The following is a 17975-nucleotide window of genomic DNA, read 5'->3' as shown; positions in this document are numbered from 1 at the left end:
TATATGTATAGATTATCGTAAGAAGAATAAATAAAACACTACCGAACAAAGCCCGAATACAAAGGCAAACAAATAGAAACCAATGTTTCCGTTTTGCAGTTTTTTACCTTGTAAAGACAATCCTTCCGCCACATTTCCGAAACCGAAAACCACGTTGGAAAGACCTGTTTCGATATAATCGCGGGAAAATTTCGAAATAGCGTATATCGGTTTTACTATAATTCTCATATAGCTTTCGTCTACATGATATTTTTGATATACGACATTTGCAAAACCGGTGATCTGATCGTCTTCGGCAGGAACTTCTCCTTTTTTGATGTATTTCGAATAAGCGATTGCAATACCCACTAAAGCGCCAGCAACAGCAAGTCCCATCAACATGTAGGCAGTGTTGTCCAAATGATGTTCGGCGTGTGCTTTTTCGCTAAAAACCGGTTGAAGGAAGTTGTTTAACCAACTGTTGCCCGGTAAGCTCAACGCCCCACCAACGGCAGAAAGAATTCCTAAAACAATCAATGGGAAAGTGATCAAGGCCGGACTTTCATGTAAGTGATGTTTCTGTTCTTCCGTACCTCTGAATTCTTTGAAGAATGTCAGATACATTAGACGGAACATATAGAAAGCTGTCATGATAGAAGCGATTGCTGCAAGAATCCAAAGTACTTTATCTTTATGGAAAGCTACCATTAGAATTTCATCTTTAGAGAAGAAACCTGCGAATGGAGGAATTCCAGAAATCGCTAACGTCGCAATAAAGAAGGTGATAAAAGTGATTTTCATTACGCCTTTCAAGCCACCCATTCTTCTCATGTCCTGTTCGCCATGTAAAGCGTGGATCACAGAACCAGATCCTAGGAACAGGCAAGCTTTGAAGAAAGCATGTGTGATTACGTGGAAAACGGCCACCTGATAGGCACCAAGGCCTAAAGCCAGGAACATCAATCCTAATTGGGAAACCGTAGAATAAGCCAGTACTTTTTTAATATCGTTCTGCATCAAGCCGATAGAAGCTGCTAAAACTGAAGTAGCCACACCAACTGTTGCAATAACCGTTTGTACATCCGGAGTAAGATCGAAAAGGAAATTCATGCGCGTGATCATAAAGATGCCTGCTGTTACCATCGTCGCCGCGTGGATCAATGCCGAAACAGGAGTCGGACCTGCCATCGCATCCGGTAACCAAGTGTACAATGGAATTTGCGCCGATTTACCACAAGCTCCGATAAACAAGCATAAAGCAGCGATACTTAACCAGCCCATGTTAGCGGCTGCATGTCCTGCAAGGATCTCTTGTTTTATGGTCATGAAGTCCAAAGAGTTGAAAACATATCCAATGATAAAGATACCAATAAGGAAACCTAAATCCCCGATACGGTTCATGATGAAAGCCTTCTTAGCTGCATCATTGTAATCCTGGTTTTTATACCAGAATCCGATCAATAAGTACGAGCATAATCCAACGCCTTCCCATCCGATAAACATGATCAGCAGGTTGCTTCCGACTACCAATGTAATCATGAAGAAAATGAACAGGTTCAGATAAGAAAAGAATTTGTGGATGTTTTCATCATCATGCATGTAGCTGATGGAATAGATGTGGATCAACGATCCGATTCCGGTGACGAACATCAGCCACAATAGTGATAACTGATCTAAATAGATGCTAAAATTAACATTCAGTTTATCCAGGGAAAACCAGTCGAACAAAGGAACAACAATAGCTTCTTTGGTCTCGCTTACCTGTAAAAAGAATACGGTGGTAACTACGAAAGAAACAATCACCGCTAAACTTCCTAAGTAACCGGAAGCATTTTTACCAAGCTGTTTTCCTAAAAATATATTCGCTAAAAACCCTACGAACGGGGCCAATAATAAGAGTAAAACTAATCCTGTGTCCATTAGGGCTTATCCTTTTAAGTTTTTTAATTTGTCAATATCAATCGAGCCGTGATTTCTGAAAATAGAAACCAGAATCGCTAAACCTACGGCAACTTCCGCCGCAGCTACCGCCATTGAAAAAAATACGAAAACCTGGCCCGAAGCATCCTGATGGAAGGTAGAAAAGGCTACCAGCATTAGGTTAACGGCGTTAAGCATAATTTCAATCGACATGAACATGATGATGGCATTTCTTCGTAAAAGAATACCGAACACCCCAATACTGAATAATAAAGCCGATAAGTATAAGTAGGTTTCTACTCCAATTTCCTTTAAAATAGTTTCCATATAATTATGCTTCTTTTTGTGTGTCTTTTTTCGAAATCAATACTGCTCCGATCATCGCTACCAATAATAAAACAGAAGCAAATTCGAATGGTACCATATATTCGTTTAATAATACTTTACCCAATACTTTAATCGATTGGAAATCTTCGCCCGACTGGAAATAACTTTCCACTACTGGTTTTGTTCTCAGTAATCCGGCCAACAAAACAATACCAACCAAGCAAAAGGCTATAGTGGCGGCGATTTGAGACGCAATGGATTTGTGGGATTCATCTTCCTTATTGAGGTTCATTAACATGATGGTGAACAACATCAGGATCATGATCGCACCGGAATAAACGATAACGTGAACGATTGCCAAAAACTGGGCATTCAGTAATAAATAGTGGCCTGCAATCGAAAAGAAACAAACTACCAATGAAATGGCGCTGTGAATGGGATTTCTGCTAAAAATTGTAAAAAAAGCAGTGCCCAGGGTAATTGTCGCTAAAATGTAAAATAGAATTTGACCCATGATTAACTTGCTTTGTTTTTACTGTTACGCAATGCCATTTCCAAAGGCATTACCAATTTATCTTTACCGTAAATGAAGTCTTCACGTTTGCTTGCTGAAGCTACCATAACTTTTGTTTCCGTTAAGTAAATAGCGTCTTTCGGACACGCTTCTTCACATAAGCCGCAGAAAATACAACGCAACATGTTGATTTCGTAGATTTCGGCATATTTTTCTTCGCGGTACAGATGTTCTTCTCCCGGTTTTCTTTCGGCAGCCTTCATGGTGATGGCTTCCGCCGGACAGGCAACAGCACAAAGTCCGCATGCCGTACAGTTTTCTCTACCCTGATCGTCGCGTTTCAGCATGTGCTGTCCGCGGTAAACCGGGCTTAATGCGCGTTTTTGTTCTGGATATTTGATTGTTACTTTTCGAGTGAATAAGTGACGAATCGTAATAAATAATCCTTTAACTATCGCTACCAAATAAAGGCTTTCCCAAAAAGACATCTTCTTGTTGGAAACCTCCATTTTTTTTCCTGATAATGAAATTGTATCTAGTGACATTTGTTATGATTATAATTTATCGGCTAGTAAAATTACTATTCCTGTGATAACTATGTTGGCAATGGCAATTGGAATCAGCATTTTCCATCCTAAATTCATCAATTGGTCATAACGGAATCTCGGGATTGTCCATCTTACCCACATATAGAAGAAGATGAAGAAACAGATTTTTCCGAACAGAACGGCAATACCAATGGTGTTTCCGACATTCACACCCCAGTTTTCAACGACCCACTGCATACCCGGATAATTATAAGCTCCGAAATAAAGGATAGCCAAAATAGCAGAAGATATAAACATGGAAGCATACTCAGCGAACAGATAGAATCCCATTTTCATTGAAGAGTATTCCGTGTGGTAACCTCCGATAAGTTCCGCCTCACATTCTGCTAAGTCGAAAGGTGTTCTGTTTGTTTCTGCAAAGGAACACACTAAGAAGATAATGAATCCTACCGGTTGGTAGAATACATTCCAGTTCATACCGGATTGTTGTGCCGCGATTTCGCGTAAGCTTAACGTTCCGGACATCATAATCAATGCAATAACTGCAAGTCCCATTGCAACCTCATAGGAAATCATCTGGGAACCTGCACGCATGGCACTCATTAACGAGAATTTGTTATTGGAAGCCCAACCTCCGATCATGATTCCGTAAACCCCTACAGATAATACGCCGAAGATATATAATATAGCCACGTCGATATCGGTTGCCTGAAGAATAACATCTCTTCCGGCGATATGTAATTTGTCTCCCCAAGGAATAACCGCACTGGTCATTAATGCGACACTCATGGAGATTGCCGGACCGGCAAGGAATAAGAATTTATTTCGGGTATCGGGGATGAATTCTTCTTTTGAGAATAATTTTAAACCATCGGCAAGAGGCTGAAGTAATCCAAGAGGTCCTGCTCTGTTCGGGCCGATACGATCCTGAAGCCAGGCCGCTACTTTTCGTTCTGCCCAAGTGGAATACATTGCCATGATCATTGTAATCGCAAAAATGGCTACAATGAAAATTCCCTTTTCTATAATAAGTACCTTATCCATGGCTTATGATTTAGAATTACCGTTAGTGTTCAAAGGAACTTGAACCATACTGATTTTCTTCTGATCCTTCTCACGGCCTAATAAAATCTGGTCTTCGGTCTGGATTTCCACTTTTGGAGGGTGGTTGGCGTATTTATTTCTGTTGATAACCGAGAATTTCTCGAATTTACGAGGGCCTTCGATTACCCAGTCTTTAACCTCTTTTTTGTCAAAACGACAAGTATTACAGATGAATTCTTCCACTTCATGATATTCGTCTTTACGGGCAGTAACACGTTGGATTTCCTCACCAAACATCCAAAGTGTGGTTTTTCCGCAACATTTGTCGCAGTCTCTGTGCGCGTTGTAGGGTTTGTTGAACCAAACTCTCGATTTGAATCGGAACGTTTTATCAGTCAAAGCTCCTACGGGGCAAACGTCGATCATATTTCCGGAAAACTCATTGTCAATCGCTTTGGATAAACAAGTAGAAATTTGAGCATGATCACCGCGGCTGATAACTCCGTGCACACGTCCGTCGGTTAATTGGTCTGCCGTTAACACGCAACGTTGGCATAAGATACAACGGTTCATGTGTAGCTGAATGTTCGGGCCGATATCTTCCGGTTCGAAAGTTCTTTTTTCTTCGATGAAACGGGTTTCGGATTTTCCGTGTTGGAAACTCAGGTTCTGTAAGTCACATTCTCCTGCCTGGTCACAAACAGGGCAATCCAGCGGGTGGTTGATCAACAAGAACTCGGTAACCGATTTTCTCGCTTCTTCCACACGGGCTGAACTTTTACTATTCACTTCCATGCCATCCATTACACCGGTAACACATGAGGCTACCAATTTAGGCATAGGGGTAGGGTTGGCGTCACTACCTTTCGATACTTCCACCAAACAACAGCGACATTTACCACCACTCCCCTGTAATTTGGAATAGTAGCACATCGCAGGCGGTACGGACTCGCCTCCAATCATTCTTGCAGCCTGCAGGATGGTCGTCCCCGGTTCTACATGTATTTCCTGACCGTCTATTGTTACTTTCATTTTATATACTGTTTAAAGTGCAAGGGTTGCGTTCAGTCCCTCATCACTTTTTCCTTTAATTATACTATTGTTTTTCCAACTAAGTGACGTACTTTTTCGAAAGGCTCGTTTACAAAGTGGTCTCTGTTTTTAACTTTTTCTGGGAAACGAACGTGGTACTCAAACTCGTCTCTGAAGTGACGGATAGCCGCCGCAACAGGCCAGGAAGCCGCATCCCCTAAAGGACAGATGGTGTTTCCTTCGATTTTACTTTGAATGCTCCATAATAATTCGATATCCTCTTCGCGACCGTGACCGTTTTCGATTCGGTGTAAGATTTTCTCCAACCAGCCGGTTCCTTCACGACACGGAGTACACTGTCCACAAGATTCATGGTGATAGAAACGCGAGAAATTCCAGGTGTTACGAACGATACAGGTAGTGTCGTTATACACAATGAAACCTCCGGAACCTAACATGGATCCAGTTGCGAAACCTCCGTCAGATAAAGACTCGTAAGTCATTAAACGGTCTTCTCCGTTGGCAGTTTTGAAAATCAGATTAGCAGGAAGAATTGGTACTGACGAACCACCCGGCACTAAAGCCTTTAATGGTCGATCGTTTAACATTCCTCCTAAATATTCGTCAGAATTCATGAACTCGTCTACGGATAGTCCTAACTCGATTTCATAAACTCCAGGGTTTTTGATGTGTCCTGATGCGGAAATCAGTTTGGTTCCAGTAGAGCGACCAACCCCAATTTTTGCATATTCTTCTCCGGAATTCATAACAATCCAAGGCACGGCAGAAATAGATTCTACGTTGTTTACCACGGTTGGATTTTGCCACAATCCGCTAACAGCAGGGAATGGGGGTTTGATTCTCGGGTTTCCTCTTTTTCCTTCCAACGATTCGATTAGGGCAGTTTCTTCACCACAGATGTATGCTCCGGCACCACAATGGACGTGTAAATCCAAATCGTACCCGCTTCCTAAGATGTTTTTTCCTAACCATCCTGCCGCATAAGCTTCTTTAATGGCTCTTTCCAGTATTTTATACACCCACATGTACTCACCGCGAATATAGATGTACGACAGGTTAGCGCCTAAAGCGTAACTTGAAGTAATCATTCCTTCGATCAATAAGTGCGGAATGTATTCCATTAAAAAACGGTCTTTGAACGTTCCCGGCTCGGATTCGTCGGCATTACAAACCAAATGTCTTGGTTTGCCAGATTTTTTGTCGATGAAGCTCCATTTTAGTCCCATTGGGAATCCTGCACCACCACGTCCGCGAAGTCCTGAAGTTTTTACTTCTTCGGTTACTTCATCCGGCGTCATCGATTTCAATGCTTTTTCCACAGAAGCATAACCTCCGTTCTGGCGGTACACTTCGTAGGTTTTGATACCCGGAATATTTATTTTATCTAATAATATCTTTTGTCCCATGGTATTATTTATCGTGTAATGTTATTTTACCGGCTCTGCAGTCGGCTATTAACTGATCTACTTTTTCCTGGTTCAGATTTTCGTGGTAGAAATCCCCGATTTGCATCATAGGAGCATAGCCACAAGCGCCCAAACATTCGACACCTACTACGGTAAACATTCCGTCAACGGTGGTTTCACCCTCCTGAATGCCTAATTTGTTGCAGGTATAATCCATTAAATCTTCCACGCCGCGTGTTACACAGCAAGAAGTGCGGCAGAATTCGAACATGTATTTCCCGATCGGTTTTTGGTTGAACATCGTATAGAAAGAAACTACTTCGTATACTTCGATCGGTTGGATGTTTAGGATTTCAGCCACTTTGTCCTGCAGTTCGTAGCTCAACCAGTTGTCGTGAGCATCCTGAACTTCGTGCAGAACAGGCAATAAAGCCGATTTTCTTTTGTCTTCCGGATAATGACTGATCAGTTCGTTGATACGGGTCATTAATTCGGGAGTGATATTGATATCCTGTTTGTAGATATATTTTTCCATAATCATTAAGCGTCTAATTCTCCGGCAATAACGTTCAAACTCGATAGGGTTGCAATGGCATCGGAAAGCATTTGTCCTTTTACCATATCGTTAAATGCCTGATAATATATAAAACAAGGTCTTCTGAAATGTAGTCTGTATGGGGTGCGGCTTCCGTCAGTAATTAGGTAGAATCCTAATTCACCGTTTCCGCCTTCTACCGGGTGGTATACTTCGGTTAACGGCACCGGTACTTCTCCCATTACGATTTTAAAGTGGTAGATCAGTGATTCCATAGTGGAATATACATCTTCCTTCGGAGGCAGATAATATTCAGGAACGTCAGCATGATAAGGGCCTTCCGGCATTTTGGCCAACGCCTGTTTGATGATGCTCAAACTTTCCCAAACTTCTTGGTTACGAACGCAGAAACGGTCATAAGTGTCACCCGATTTTCCAACCGGAATATTAAATTCGAAATCTTCATAAGAAGAATAGGGCTGCATTATACGAACGTCATAATCGATACCTGCTGCTCGAAGATTCGGACCTGTGAAACCGTAGCTGATCGCTTTTTCCGCTGAAATCGGACCTACATTAATAGTACGGTCCATGAAGATACGGTTACGGGTCAACAGGTTTTCGAATTCCTGCCAGATAGGAGGGAACTCTTCAAGGAACTTGTCCAGTTTTGTCCAGACAGCTGGGCTCCAGTCTCTTTCGAAACCACCGATACGTCCCATATTGGTAGTTAAACGGGCGCCACAAATTTCTTCGTAGATTTCGTAAATTTTTTCACGGAACTGGAATACGTATAAGAATCCAGTCAAAGCACCGGTATCAACACCTAAAACCGAGTTACAGATAATGTGGTCGGCAATACGTGCCAATTCCATTACGATAACGCGCATATACTGTACGCGTTTTGGCACTTCGATACCTAAGGCTTTTTCCAACGTCATCCACCAACCCATGTTGTTAATTGGTGCTGAACAGTAGTTCATACGGTCGGTTAATACGGTAATCTGATAAAATGGTCGGTTTTCCGAAATTTTTTCGAAAGCCCTGTGGATATAGCCTACCGTTCCCTCGCCGTCTACGATGCGTTCTCCGTCCATCAAAAGGATGTTTTGGAAAATACCGTGAGTGGCAGGGTGTGTTGGTCCTAAATTCAGTATAGAAAGCTCGCTTCCATCCTCATTTCTTCTTTGATTGATGATGTTGGCGTAGCGTTTTTCCGGTGGTAATAATAGGTCTGACATTGTTCTTTAAAAGTATTTCAGGGTTCTATTAGCAGTTTTGTGTTGTTCTTCCGAAGAAACGATCGTCTTTGTCGGTTCTTCCGCCGTCTTCCAATGGGAATTCTTTTCGCATCGGGAAAACGGTCATCTCATCCATGTTTAAAATACGTTTCAATTGCGGATGTCCTTTGAAAATGATTCCGTAGAAATCGTAAGTTTCTCTTTCCTGCCAGTTAGCGCCAAGGAAAAGATCGGTAACTGTATCGATTTCCGGATTTTCGCCGTGCAGGTAGCATTTGATGCGGATACGAACATTGTCGATCCAATTGTGCATGTGATATACCACGGCGAACTGACGGTCCACTTCATAAGCCGGGTAGTGAATTCCGCAGACATCAGTTAGGAAGTTAAAACGCATGGTTGGGTCTTCCTTTAAGTAACGCATTACTTCTGTGATAGATTCAGGGGTTACTTCGAAAGTTAAAATATCGTGGATCTGAACAAAATCGGATACTTTTAATCCGAAGTTTTCAATAAGTTTATTCTGTATTACTGAGGATTCTAAAGCCATTTTATTTGATGTTATAAGAACCTAATAAGTCATTGTATTCGTCGGAGCTTCTTCTTCTTACGGATTCGTTTTTCACTATTTCCTGTAATTTCATGATACCGTCCAGAATTTGTTCGGGTCTTGGAGGACATCCCGGAACGTAAACGTCAACCGGAATTACCTTGTCAATCCCCTGAAGTACAGAGTAGGTATCAAAAACACCACCCGAACAAGCGCAGGCTCCAACAGCGATAACCCATTTTGGTTCTGACATTTGTTCGTATACTTCGCGTAAAATCGGGGCCATTTTTTTGGCAATGGTTCCCATAACCAAAAGCATGTCAGCCTGACGCGGAGAAAAACTCATACGTTCCGATCCGAAACGCGCAACGTCATAATGCGATGCCATAGTAGCCATGAATTCAATTCCGCAACAGGAAGTGGCAAATGGTAATGGCCAAAGAGAATTGGCTCTGGCAAGTCCTACAACATCACTAAGTTTGGTGGCAAAAAAACCTTCTCCGGAATATCCTTCCGGAGCCGCTACCGTATTATATTTTGATGAATCGCTCATTTTGAATATTTTAAATTTTAAATTTTGAAGCTGAATTAAAATAATAGCTGTAATTCAACGTTCAACAATTTAGATTGTTATTCCCACTCTAAACCTTTCTTTTTGATAACATAGTAAAAACCAATTACCAAAAGCGCCATAAAAATGCCCATTTTGAGAAGTCCTTCCATGCCCATGGCTCTGAAGTTTACTGCCCAAGGGTACATGAATATCACCTCTACATCGAAAAGCACGAAAAGAATGGCAACCAGGAAGTATTTTACCGAGAACGGAATTCGGGCGTTACCTACAGACTCGATACCACACTCAAAATTTTTATCCTTATTCTTGGAATGTCTTTTCGGTCCTAAAAAGCTGGAGATTATAATGGTTGTTACCACAAATCCCACCGCTAAAAGTAATTGCATTGCAATAGGAATGTAATCGATTTGGTTTGTTTGCATGGTTAAAATCTCTTTTTATGAAAGAATTCACAAATATACATTCCTAAACTTTAAACGCAATGTAATTTTTAATGATTTTGGCCTTATATCTGCCATAAATGTAAAACATATTTAGACTAATTACAAATAATTAACTTGCTGTTGTGCGGGTATTTCTGAATTTTCTGAATAAAAAAAACCGCTCCTGTTTGGGAGCGGTCTAGACCTTCAGTCGGTAATCAAAAAATAATATATATTAGTCTTCGATAACAGCTACCTCAGCAGCCACTTTACCTTTTCTTCCTTCTTCTTCTACGTAAGACACTCTTACACCTTCGCTTAAGCCTTCAGATTGAAGACCTGTAGCGTGAACGAAAATATCGTTACCTGTTTCGTCGTCTGTAATGAATCCGTATCCTTTAGATTCAATAAAGAATTTTACTTTTCCTGTTCGCATTCTGTAATAAAAAAATAATTAATAATATTCCAAAGATAAACTTTTTTTCAAAGCAAACAAGTTTTTGGTTAAAAATTTTTAAAAAAAGTGTTGAAGTCTTGAAAAATATAAATAAAAGTTAATTAAACATTAAATAAATGAAAAAAAGCGGCCTGAAGTCGCTTTTTTTGTACTATTTTACATCTGATTTTATAGATAATTCCTCCAATTGTTTGTTGTCGATCAGGGAAGGTGCATCAATCATAACATCTCTTCCGGAGTTGTTTTTCGGGAAGGCGATGAAGTCTCTGATGGTTTCCTGTCCGCCCAAAATCGCTACCAGTCGGTCCAGTCCAAACGCTAAACCTCCATGTGGAGGAGCACCAAACTGGAACGCATCCATTAAGAATCCAAACTGATTTTTAGCTTCTTCTTCGGAGAAACCTAAGTATTTGAACATAAGTTGTTGCGTCTCTTTATCGTGGATACGGATAGATCCTCCACCGATTTCGTTTCCGTTCAAAACCATGTCGTAAGCGTTTGCACGTACTTTTCCAGGATCCGTTGGCAATAAATCGATATCCTCAGGTTTTGGCGATGTGAACGGGTGATGCATCGCGTGATAACGTCCGCTTTCTTCATCAAATTCCAGTAATGGGAAGTCTACAACCCAAAGCGGTGCGAATTCGTCCGGTTTACGCAATCCTAAACGCGTTGCCACTTCCATACGAAGCGCACTTAATTGCGATCTGGTTTTATTGGCAGGTCCTGACAATACGAAAATAATATCGCCTTGTTTGGCGCCGGTTGCTTCCGCCCATTTTTTCAAATCATCCTGATTGTAGAATTTGTCCACTGACGATTTTAAGCTTCCGTCAGCGTCCAATTTACAATATACCATTCCTGATGCGCCAATCTGAGGTCGTTTTACCCAATCAATTAAAGCATCGATTTCTTTTCTCGTATAGGAAGCTCCGCCCGGAACTGCGATTCCGACTACCAATTCAGCCGAATTGAATACGGCAAAGTCTTTATGTTGTGCTACAGCATTCAATTCGCCAAACTCCATTCCGAAACGGATGTCCGGTTTGTCGTTACCGTAGGTTTTCATGGCATGGTCGTAGGTCATTCTTGGGAATTTGTCTACTTCGATCCCTTTTATTTCTTTTAATAAGTGTCTTGTCAATCCTTCAAAAGTGTCCAGAATGTCTTCCTGTTCTACAAAGGCCATTTCGCAGTCGATCTGCGTGAACTCCGGTTGACGGTCCGCACGTAAATCTTCGTCACGGAAACATTTTACGATCTGAAAATATTTATCCATTCCACCTACCATCAACAATTGCTTAAACGTTTGAGGCGATTGCGGTAAAGCGTAAAACTGTCCCGGATTCATACGTGAAGGCACTACGAAATCACGGGCTCCTTCCGGTGTGGACTTAATTAAATAAGGTGTTTCCACTTCGCAGAAATCCTGAGCTGAAAGGTAATTACGAACTTCCTGCGCTACTTTATGACGGAACAATAAACTGTTTTTAACCGGATTTCTTCGGATATCCAAGTAACGGTATTTCATACGGATGTCTTCACCACCGTCGGTTTCATCTTCAATAGTGAAAGGAGGGGTAATCGCTTCGTTTAAAACCGTAAGCTCAGTAACAAGGATTTCAATGTCTCCGGTAGCCATATTAGGATTTTTCGATTCACGCTCGATAACGGTTCCTTTTACCTGGATTACGAATTCACGGCCTAATGTCTTAGCTAATTCGAAAACGGTTTTATCGGTACGGCTTTCGTCGAAAATTAACTGAGTGATTCCATAACGGTCACGAAGGTCAACCCAAATCATAAATCCTTTATCTCTTGATTTTTGAACCCAACCCGCAAGTGTTACTTCTGTATTGATATTGGAAGCGTTTAATGCTCCGCAATTATGACTTCTGTACATTTTTATAAAATTTGATGCAAATTTAAGTTTTTTTTTGACTTTGTTATTGGCTTTTTTGTATTCGCCGTAATTTTAATTTTGTAAGATTTTACTTTGTTGTGTTAAGTTTTGCTTCAGTGTTACCGAATTGTTACCTAAAAGTTTCTTTAATGTAAAATATGTCGTAATTTTATTTAATTATTTCAGCTAACCTATTAAAAAACAGATACTATGAGAAAGACTTTATTCGCAGGATTATTACTGATGGCAGGTGTGGTTTCTGCTCAGAAAATTGAACCAAAATATGAGATAGTAGGCAGACAAGTAAAAGCAACCTATTATTATGATAACGGTCAAGTAAAACAGGAAGGATATTATAAAGACGGTAAATTGAGCGGAAAATGGGTGGCTTATAATGAAGATGGCTCAAAACAGTCCATCGGAGAATATCAAAAAGGTATGAAAACAGGGAAATGGTTCTTTTGGAATAATACCACACTAGCTGAAGTAGATTACAGCCACAGTAAGATCGTCGAAATGAAAAAATGGACTAAAGACGCGATAGTAAACAGAAATTAATCACGGTCTGCTTTCGAGAAAAGATTATATCTGTTTACATAAGATGGATTCAATACCAGCGCCTTTTAGGAGAATGGCTGTCACAGAGTAGTGGCAGCCATTCTTGTTTTCTGCCGTAAATAAAATTTTCAATATGAAGTTTAATCTGACAAAATTGATATATTTGAAATCATAATCAACAAAAAAACTAATATCAATGAAAAAACTTTTTTTTGCTGCCGTTACTTTACTGTTAACCAATGCAACTATCGGTCAGAATAAAAGCTATGCGACTTTCTCCGCTCAAATCGCTAATGGTCCTAACGAAGTTATTATTTCGGCAAACGGGAAACCAATCAAAAAATTATCGGGGAAAAATGGTGTCTTTAAGGATACCTTACGTGTAAAAGAAGGTTTGTACGAATTGCAGGTAGGTGAGGAGTATACCGATCTGTACCTGAAAAACGGTTACGATTTAAAATTGAAAATGGATGTCAATCAGTTTGATGAGTCGGTTGTTTATGAAGGAAGCGGAGCTACAGAGAATAATTTCTTAGCGAAGCAGATTTTATTGGATGAAAAGTTGGATGTTAAAGGATTGTTGACTTCCAATGAAACGGATTTCAACACAAAATACAATGAATTGCTTAAAAGTAATTTGTCCCGTTTGGATGATAAAAACCTAAGTTCGTCTTTTGTAGCTATTCAGAAGAAACAAATGGAAATGAAATATGGTCAGTTAAAACAAATGTATGACCAGAATGCGCACATTGCAAAACTGAACAATACTGCGGCGCCATCTTTTGATTATGTAAATTATAAAGGTGGGAAATCAAAACTGGAAGATTTCAGAGGGAAATATGTATACATTGATCTTTGGGCAACATGGTGTGGGCCCTGCCGTGCGGAAATTCCGTTTTTGAAAGAAGTGGAGAAAAAATATCATGATAAAAATATTGTTTTCATGAGTATTTCCATTGACAAACAATCGGATATGGAAAAATGGAAAAAAATGGTAAATGAAAAGGAATTAGGGGGCGTGCAGCTTTTTGCGGATAACGACTGGAATTCAAAATTTGTAAAGGATTTTCAGGTAACCGGAATTCCGAGATTTATTCTGATCGATCCGAACGGAAAAGTGGTTAATGCTGACGCGCCAAGACCTTCTATGCCGCAATTGACTTCCGTTTTTGATAAATTACTGAACTAGTCTGATTGCGAGTTCTATTTTAAAACAGATGACACAAATCAACCATGGAAGGAATAAAAACGGTTCAAGCTTGGCTTGACGGAGTAAAGCCCGAGCATAGTGAAATCGCAATACGTGTTGACGCGCTAATAAGGGAAATTCTTCCGGATATAGTGTGCACTACAAAGTGGCATAAGCCTTCACAGCAACTTGGCATACCTTTTTACGGACTGCCTGAAAAAGGTTGGATGTTTGCTATGTGGTCGTTTAAGGACAGTGTTGGTGTTGGTTTTTTTGCCGGGACACTGCTGAACCCGGAACCACCCGTGGCAAAGATGGCAGGGCCGTGGAATAGAGGATCCAATTATAAAGCACGGAGAATCGACATACATAACGAATCCGATTTTGATGAAAAACTGCTTCGTTCATGGTTGACACAGGCAAAGAATTTGCCCGGATGGAGTAAGATAGAATAGATAAAGAATGGCTGTTACCGGAAAGGGACAGCCATTCTTGTTTCTTAAGCAAGCAATAAAAAACCGCCACATCACTGCAGCGGTCTTTTCAACAAAACTAAATTTAAAATTACATTTCGTGTTTCGGGTTAAAACCGTCTTCACTTAATTCTTTATGCACATAATCGGCTACCATTTCAGCTTCATAATCAATTTTTTCTCCTTTAGAGAATTTGGCAACTATTTTCTCCATGATTTCATAAATCACCGGAACGATGATCAGGGTCAGGAATAATGAGGAAATTAATCCACCGATGATTACCCAGGCCAGGCCGTTTTTCCATTCTGCACCGGCTCCGGAAGCTAATGCAATCGGGAACATACCAAATACCATTGCAATCGTAGTCATCAAGATTGGACGCAAACGGGCGTGGTTGGCCTGTATTAATGCCGTACGGATCGTTTCGCCGGCTTTACGACGCTGATTCGTATAATCCACCAGCATGATCGCATTCTTACACACCAGACCGATAAGCATGATGATACCCAAAATGGTGAAAATATTCAAACTGTTATTGGTTAATCCTAAGGCGAGTAAAGCTCCGATGAAGGAAAGCGGAATGGCAAATAATACTACAAACGGGTGTACAAAACTGTCATACAAACTCACCATCACAAGATAAACCAAAATAATAGCAGCCAATAATGCAATTCCCAAGGTGCCAAAACCTTCGTCCTGGTTTTCCTGCTGGCCTCCCCAAATGTAATTTACCCCATTTGGTTTTTTAAGTTTTTCTAATTTCGTTTTCCATTCGTTAACAATGGTTCCTGAAGGAACTCCAACATTCTGACCCTGTACAGTTACAGAAGCCGTTTTATCTCTTCGCTCCAACTGGCTTGGCCCTGATCCTTCTGAAATTGCAGCAAATTGAGATAATTTGATTTGTTGTCCTGCATTGTTTACGAAAATCAGATTACTTACGTCTTCAACACTTTTTCGGTTAAAGGCATCGTATTTAATATTGATGTCGTACTCGTATTCACCGGCTCTGAACTTTCCGTCCGTATTTCCGCTGAAGGCAGTCTGCATGGTCATACCCACCGTTTGTAAAGTAAGACCTAAAGCGGCCATTTTATCACGATCCACCTGTACGTTTACCTCCGGGTTACCTTCTTCGACCGTTAATTTGATTTCGGTGGTTCCGGTTATGGTACGCAATTGTGCTTCAGCTTGTTTGGCAAATGCCATCGCTGTTTTTACATCCGGTCCGGTTACAATTAGAGCTAATGAAGCATCTTCGGCAGTTCCTAAAATACCTACCGGTACCGTTTTTACTTTAGCGCCGACTAATTCTTTTTCGAGTTTACGTTTGATTTTCGCAGCAAATACCGAAGCATCATCAGAACGTTTGGACTGATCAATCATTTTAACATCGATTTCGGCCTTATAAGCTGTCGCCTGCGTTCCGGCAAATCCTTCTGAAGTTTGTCCGATAATGGTAAACTGACTTTCAACATATTGTTCTTTTTTCAAAAAGGCTTCCGCTCTTTGCGTCATGAAGTTGGTCTGTTCTAAGGAAGCATCTTTCGGCATCTCAATCTGAACTAAAAATTCCCCACTATCCGAACTGGCAAAAAACTCTCCTCCGATATATCCTCCGCCAAAGAGACCGAAAATAGTACCGAAAAATAAAACCAAAACCACTAAAATTGTTTTGATGTAATGATCCAAACACCAGGTCAATAAGTCGGTTATCCAATTCGTAAAACGGGTTAAATATCTTTCGAAGCCTAAAATGATTCTTCCGAATAAGTTTTTGCCTTCAATATGTTCCAGTTTACCAAAACGGGAAGACAACCACGGAATAATCGTGAAGGAAGCTAGTAAGGATAACATGGTTGAGATCATTACCGTAACGCAGAACTGTGTGATAATGTCCGAAACTAGCCCGGTGCTCATTGATATTGGTAAAAATACCACCACAATTACTAAGGTAATCGAAGTTACCGTACCTCCGATTTCGGCTGTACCGTCAAATGCGGCACGGATACGGCTTTTACCCATCTCCATATGCCTGTAAATGTTTTCCAGAACCACAATGGCATCATCCACCAAAATACCTACAACTAGCGAAAGTCCCAGTAAACTCATTAAGTTCAGGGTGTATCCCATCAGATAGATACCGATGAACGTTGCAATTAACGAGGCCGGAATAGACACCATTACAATAAGCGAGTTACGGATACTGTGCAGGAAGAACAACATTACAAAAGCAACAAGAAGAACGGCGAAAAATAAATCGTGAATTACAGAATCTGCTGCGTCTAAGGTATAAACCGAACTGTCTTTGGCGATCTGTAAAGTAAGATTGTTTGAAGCGTATTCTTTTTGTAGTTTGTCGAGCGATACTTTTAAATGCTCACTTACGGCTACCGCATTTGCATCGGATTGTTTTACAATCTGTAGAATGATGGCGCTTTTCTGGTCAACTCTGGAAATTTTTTCGGCTAATTTCTGAGCGTCCTGAACATCGGCAATATCTCTCAGACGAATGTCAATTCCATTTTGCGAAGAAACTACAAGGTTTCTCAGTTCTTCAACACTTTTGTATTTTCCGGCTAAACGAATTAATATTTTCTGATTTCTGGTTTGGATGTTTCCGGTAGGGAAATCAAGATTCGAAGCCAGAATAATTTGTTGCAGCTGTGGCACTGATATACCATAGCCCTGCATTTTCAACGCGTCTAAATTCACCTGGATTTCACGCTCCTGGCCACCAATAATGTTAACCTGAGCCACACCTGGCACACGAGACAATACCGGTGCTACTTTTTTATCTATTAAATCATAAAAGGCGGCTTCGTCCATTTTGGCATTGGCGCCAAGGGTCATAATGGGTAAATCACTAAAGGAGAACTTGCTCAACGCAGGCGTTTTAGCGTCTTCTGGTAAATCACTGATCAAAGCATTTACTTTACGTTGGGCGTCGTTCATCGCAACGTCAATGTTAGCTTCCGTGGTTAAAGTAACCGATACTACTGATAAACTTTCGTATGATTTGGAATCGATTTTTTTAATGTTTTCCAAAGAGGCAATTCCGTCTTCGATCTTTTTGGTCACTGTATTTTCTATCTCACTTGGAGAAGCTCCCGGATATACGGTAGAAATTGTAATAACGTTTGACTCGAACTTCGGAATCAATTCATAGCCCAATTGGCTATAGGTAAAAAGTCCCCCTAAGGTTAGTATCGCGAACAGTACGATTACCAACGAAGGACGTTTGATGGATATTTCGGCTAGTTTCATATAAGTCTGTTTTG

General features: G+C 40.6%; 18 protein-coding genes. 3 read left to right on the top strand and 15 right to left on the bottom strand.

Features of this window, described 5'->3' with window-relative positions; translation table 11 throughout:
* Window positions 1–12: 12 nt before the first annotated feature.
* The 14 genes from nuoL to aspS form a co-directional block, all read right to left on the bottom strand.
* Window positions 13–1899, bottom strand: coding sequence for an NADH-quinone oxidoreductase subunit L (gene nuoL, locus AC3E9U_RS08050; protein ID WP_488746390.1), 1887 nt, complete (start codon window positions 1897–1899; stop codon window positions 13–15).
* Between the two features lie 6 nt (window positions 1900–1905).
* Complete coding sequence (gene nuoK / locus AC3E9U_RS08045) at window positions 1906–2226, bottom strand: NADH-quinone oxidoreductase subunit NuoK (RefSeq protein WP_488746389.1); 321 nt, start codon at window positions 2224–2226, stop codon at window positions 1906–1908.
* A gap of 4 nt (window positions 2227–2230) precedes the next feature.
* Window positions 2231–2740 (bottom strand): NADH-quinone oxidoreductase subunit J family protein, encoded by a 510-nt coding sequence (locus AC3E9U_RS08040; RefSeq protein WP_488746388.1) that lies wholly within the window; start codon window positions 2738–2740, stop codon window positions 2231–2233.
* 2 nt (window positions 2741–2742) lie between these two features.
* Window positions 2743–3285 (bottom strand): NADH-quinone oxidoreductase subunit NuoI, encoded by a 543-nt coding sequence (gene nuoI, locus AC3E9U_RS08035; protein WP_488746387.1) that lies wholly within the window; start codon window positions 3283–3285, stop codon window positions 2743–2745.
* Between the two features lie 9 nt (window positions 3286–3294).
* The gene (gene nuoH / locus AC3E9U_RS08030) at window positions 3295–4332 is read right to left on the bottom strand and encodes an NADH-quinone oxidoreductase subunit NuoH (protein ID WP_488746386.1); all 1038 of its coding nucleotides are present in this window, start codon (window positions 4330–4332) and stop codon (window positions 3295–3297) included.
* Window positions 4333–4335: 3 nt separating this feature from the next.
* A complete protein-coding gene (locus tag AC3E9U_RS08025; protein ID WP_488746385.1) occupies window positions 4336–5364 on the bottom strand; it encodes an NADH-quinone oxidoreductase subunit G in 1029 nt (342 codons plus the stop codon).
* A gap of 59 nt (window positions 5365–5423) precedes the next feature.
* Window positions 5424–6791 (bottom strand): NADH-quinone oxidoreductase subunit NuoF, encoded by a 1368-nt coding sequence (gene nuoF, locus AC3E9U_RS08020; protein ID WP_488746384.1) that lies wholly within the window; start codon window positions 6789–6791, stop codon window positions 5424–5426.
* 4 nt (window positions 6792–6795) lie between these two features.
* Entirely contained in the window at window positions 6796–7326 is a 531-nt protein-coding gene (locus AC3E9U_RS08015; RefSeq protein ID WP_488746383.1) for an NADH-quinone oxidoreductase subunit NuoE family protein, read from the bottom strand.
* Window positions 7327–7331: 5 nt separating this feature from the next.
* Complete coding sequence (locus AC3E9U_RS08010; RefSeq protein ID WP_488746382.1) at window positions 7332–8567, bottom strand: NADH-quinone oxidoreductase subunit D; 1236 nt, start codon at window positions 8565–8567, stop codon at window positions 7332–7334.
* 28 nt (window positions 8568–8595) lie between these two features.
* Window positions 8596–9117, bottom strand: a complete 522-nt coding sequence (locus tag AC3E9U_RS08005; RefSeq protein WP_488746381.1) for an NADH-quinone oxidoreductase subunit C — start codon at window positions 9115–9117, stop codon at window positions 8596–8598.
* 1 nt (window position 9118) lies between these two features.
* The gene (locus tag AC3E9U_RS08000; protein WP_488746380.1) at window positions 9119–9670 is read right to left on the bottom strand and encodes an NADH-quinone oxidoreductase subunit B; all 552 of its coding nucleotides are present in this window, start codon (window positions 9668–9670) and stop codon (window positions 9119–9121) included.
* A 77-nt stretch (window positions 9671–9747) separates the two neighbouring features.
* Window positions 9748–10113, bottom strand: coding sequence for an NADH-quinone oxidoreductase subunit A (locus tag AC3E9U_RS07995; RefSeq protein ID WP_488746379.1), 366 nt, complete (start codon window positions 10111–10113; stop codon window positions 9748–9750).
* A gap of 235 nt (window positions 10114–10348) precedes the next feature.
* Entirely contained in the window at window positions 10349–10549 is a 201-nt protein-coding gene (locus tag AC3E9U_RS07990; RefSeq protein WP_488746378.1) for a cold-shock protein, read from the bottom strand.
* 172 nt (window positions 10550–10721) lie between these two features.
* Window positions 10722–12473 carry an aspartate--tRNA ligase gene (gene aspS, locus AC3E9U_RS07985; protein WP_488746377.1) on the bottom strand — a complete coding sequence of 584 codons (1752 nt, stop codon included), beginning with the start codon at window positions 12471–12473 and terminating at the stop codon, window positions 10722–10724.
* A gap of 210 nt (window positions 12474–12683) precedes the next feature.
* Between aspS and AC3E9U_RS07980 the strand changes: the two genes are divergently transcribed.
* The 3 genes from AC3E9U_RS07980 (at window position 12684) to AC3E9U_RS07970 (ending at window position 14675) form a co-directional block, all read left to right on the top strand.
* A complete protein-coding gene (locus AC3E9U_RS07980) occupies window positions 12684–13031 on the top strand; it encodes a toxin-antitoxin system YwqK family antitoxin (RefSeq protein ID WP_488746376.1) in 348 nt (115 codons plus the stop codon).
* 196 nt (window positions 13032–13227) lie between these two features.
* Window positions 13228–14220 (top strand): TlpA family protein disulfide reductase, encoded by a 993-nt coding sequence (locus AC3E9U_RS07975; protein ID WP_488746375.1) that lies wholly within the window; start codon window positions 13228–13230, stop codon window positions 14218–14220.
* Between the two features lie 44 nt (window positions 14221–14264).
* Window positions 14265–14675 carry a DUF1801 domain-containing protein gene (locus tag AC3E9U_RS07970; RefSeq protein WP_488746374.1) on the top strand — a complete coding sequence of 137 codons (411 nt, stop codon included), beginning with the start codon at window positions 14265–14267 and terminating at the stop codon, window positions 14673–14675.
* Between the two features lie 109 nt (window positions 14676–14784).
* Here AC3E9U_RS07970 and AC3E9U_RS07965 read toward each other — a convergent pair whose 3' ends face one another.
* Window positions 14785–17961, bottom strand: a complete 3177-nt coding sequence (locus tag AC3E9U_RS07965) for an efflux RND transporter permease subunit (RefSeq protein ID WP_488746373.1) — start codon at window positions 17959–17961, stop codon at window positions 14785–14787.
* Window positions 17962–17975: the final 14 nt, after the last annotated feature.

It is taken from the genome of Flavobacterium sp. 21.1, from assembly GCF_057801535.1.
Note: the sequence above shows the minus strand (reverse complement) of the source record. Positions and strands in the feature narration are given on the sequence as shown.

Bases quoted from the DNA above. Each gene is read 5' to 3' on its own strand.
- nuoL (WP_488746390.1), bottom strand. From the start codon at position 1,899: ATGGACACAGGATTAGTTTTACTCTTATTATTGGCCCCGTTCGTAGGG.
- nuoK (WP_488746389.1), bottom strand. From the start codon at position 2,226: ATGGAAACTATTTTAAAGGAAATTGGAGTAGAAACCTACTTATACTTA.
- AC3E9U_RS08040 (WP_488746388.1), bottom strand. From the start codon at position 2,740: ATGGGTCAAATTCTATTTTACATTTTAGCGACAATTACCCTGGGCACT.
- nuoI (WP_488746387.1), bottom strand. From the start codon at position 3,285: ATGTCACTAGATACAATTTCATTATCAGGAAAAAAAATGGAGGTTTCC.
- nuoH (WP_488746386.1), bottom strand. From the start codon at position 4,332: ATGGATAAGGTACTTATTATAGAAAAGGGAATTTTCATTGTAGCCATT.
- AC3E9U_RS08025 (WP_488746385.1), bottom strand. From the start codon at position 5,364: ATGAAAGTAACAATAGACGGTCAGGAAATACATGTAGAACCGGGGACG.
- nuoF (WP_488746384.1), bottom strand. From the start codon at position 6,791: ATGGGACAAAAGATATTATTAGATAAAATAAATATTCCGGGTATCAAA.
- AC3E9U_RS08015 (WP_488746383.1), bottom strand. From the start codon at position 7,326: ATGGAAAAATATATCTACAAACAGGATATCAATATCACTCCCGAATTA.
- AC3E9U_RS08010 (WP_488746382.1), bottom strand. From the start codon at position 8,567: ATGTCAGACCTATTATTACCACCGGAAAAACGCTACGCCAACATCATC.
- AC3E9U_RS08005 (WP_488746381.1), bottom strand. From the start codon at position 9,117: ATGGCTTTAGAATCCTCAGTAATACAGAATAAACTTATTGAAAACTTC.
- AC3E9U_RS08000 (WP_488746380.1), bottom strand. From the start codon at position 9,670: ATGAGCGATTCATCAAAATATAATACGGTAGCGGCTCCGGAAGGATAT.
- AC3E9U_RS07995 (WP_488746379.1), bottom strand. From the start codon at position 10,113: ATGCAAACAAACCAAATCGATTACATTCCTATTGCAATGCAATTACTT.
- AC3E9U_RS07990 (WP_488746378.1), bottom strand. From the start codon at position 10,549: ATGCGAACAGGAAAAGTAAAATTCTTTATTGAATCTAAAGGATACGGA.
- aspS (WP_488746377.1), bottom strand. From the start codon at position 12,473: ATGTACAGAAGTCATAATTGCGGAGCATTAAACGCTTCCAATATCAAT.
- AC3E9U_RS07980 (WP_488746376.1), top strand. From the start codon at position 12,684: ATGAGAAAGACTTTATTCGCAGGATTATTACTGATGGCAGGTGTGGTT.
- AC3E9U_RS07975 (WP_488746375.1), top strand. From the start codon at position 13,228: ATGAAAAAACTTTTTTTTGCTGCCGTTACTTTACTGTTAACCAATGCA.
- AC3E9U_RS07970 (WP_488746374.1), top strand. From the start codon at position 14,265: ATGGAAGGAATAAAAACGGTTCAAGCTTGGCTTGACGGAGTAAAGCCC.
- AC3E9U_RS07965 (WP_488746373.1), bottom strand. From the start codon at position 17,961: ATGAAACTAGCCGAAATATCCATCAAACGTCCTTCGTTGGTAATCGTA.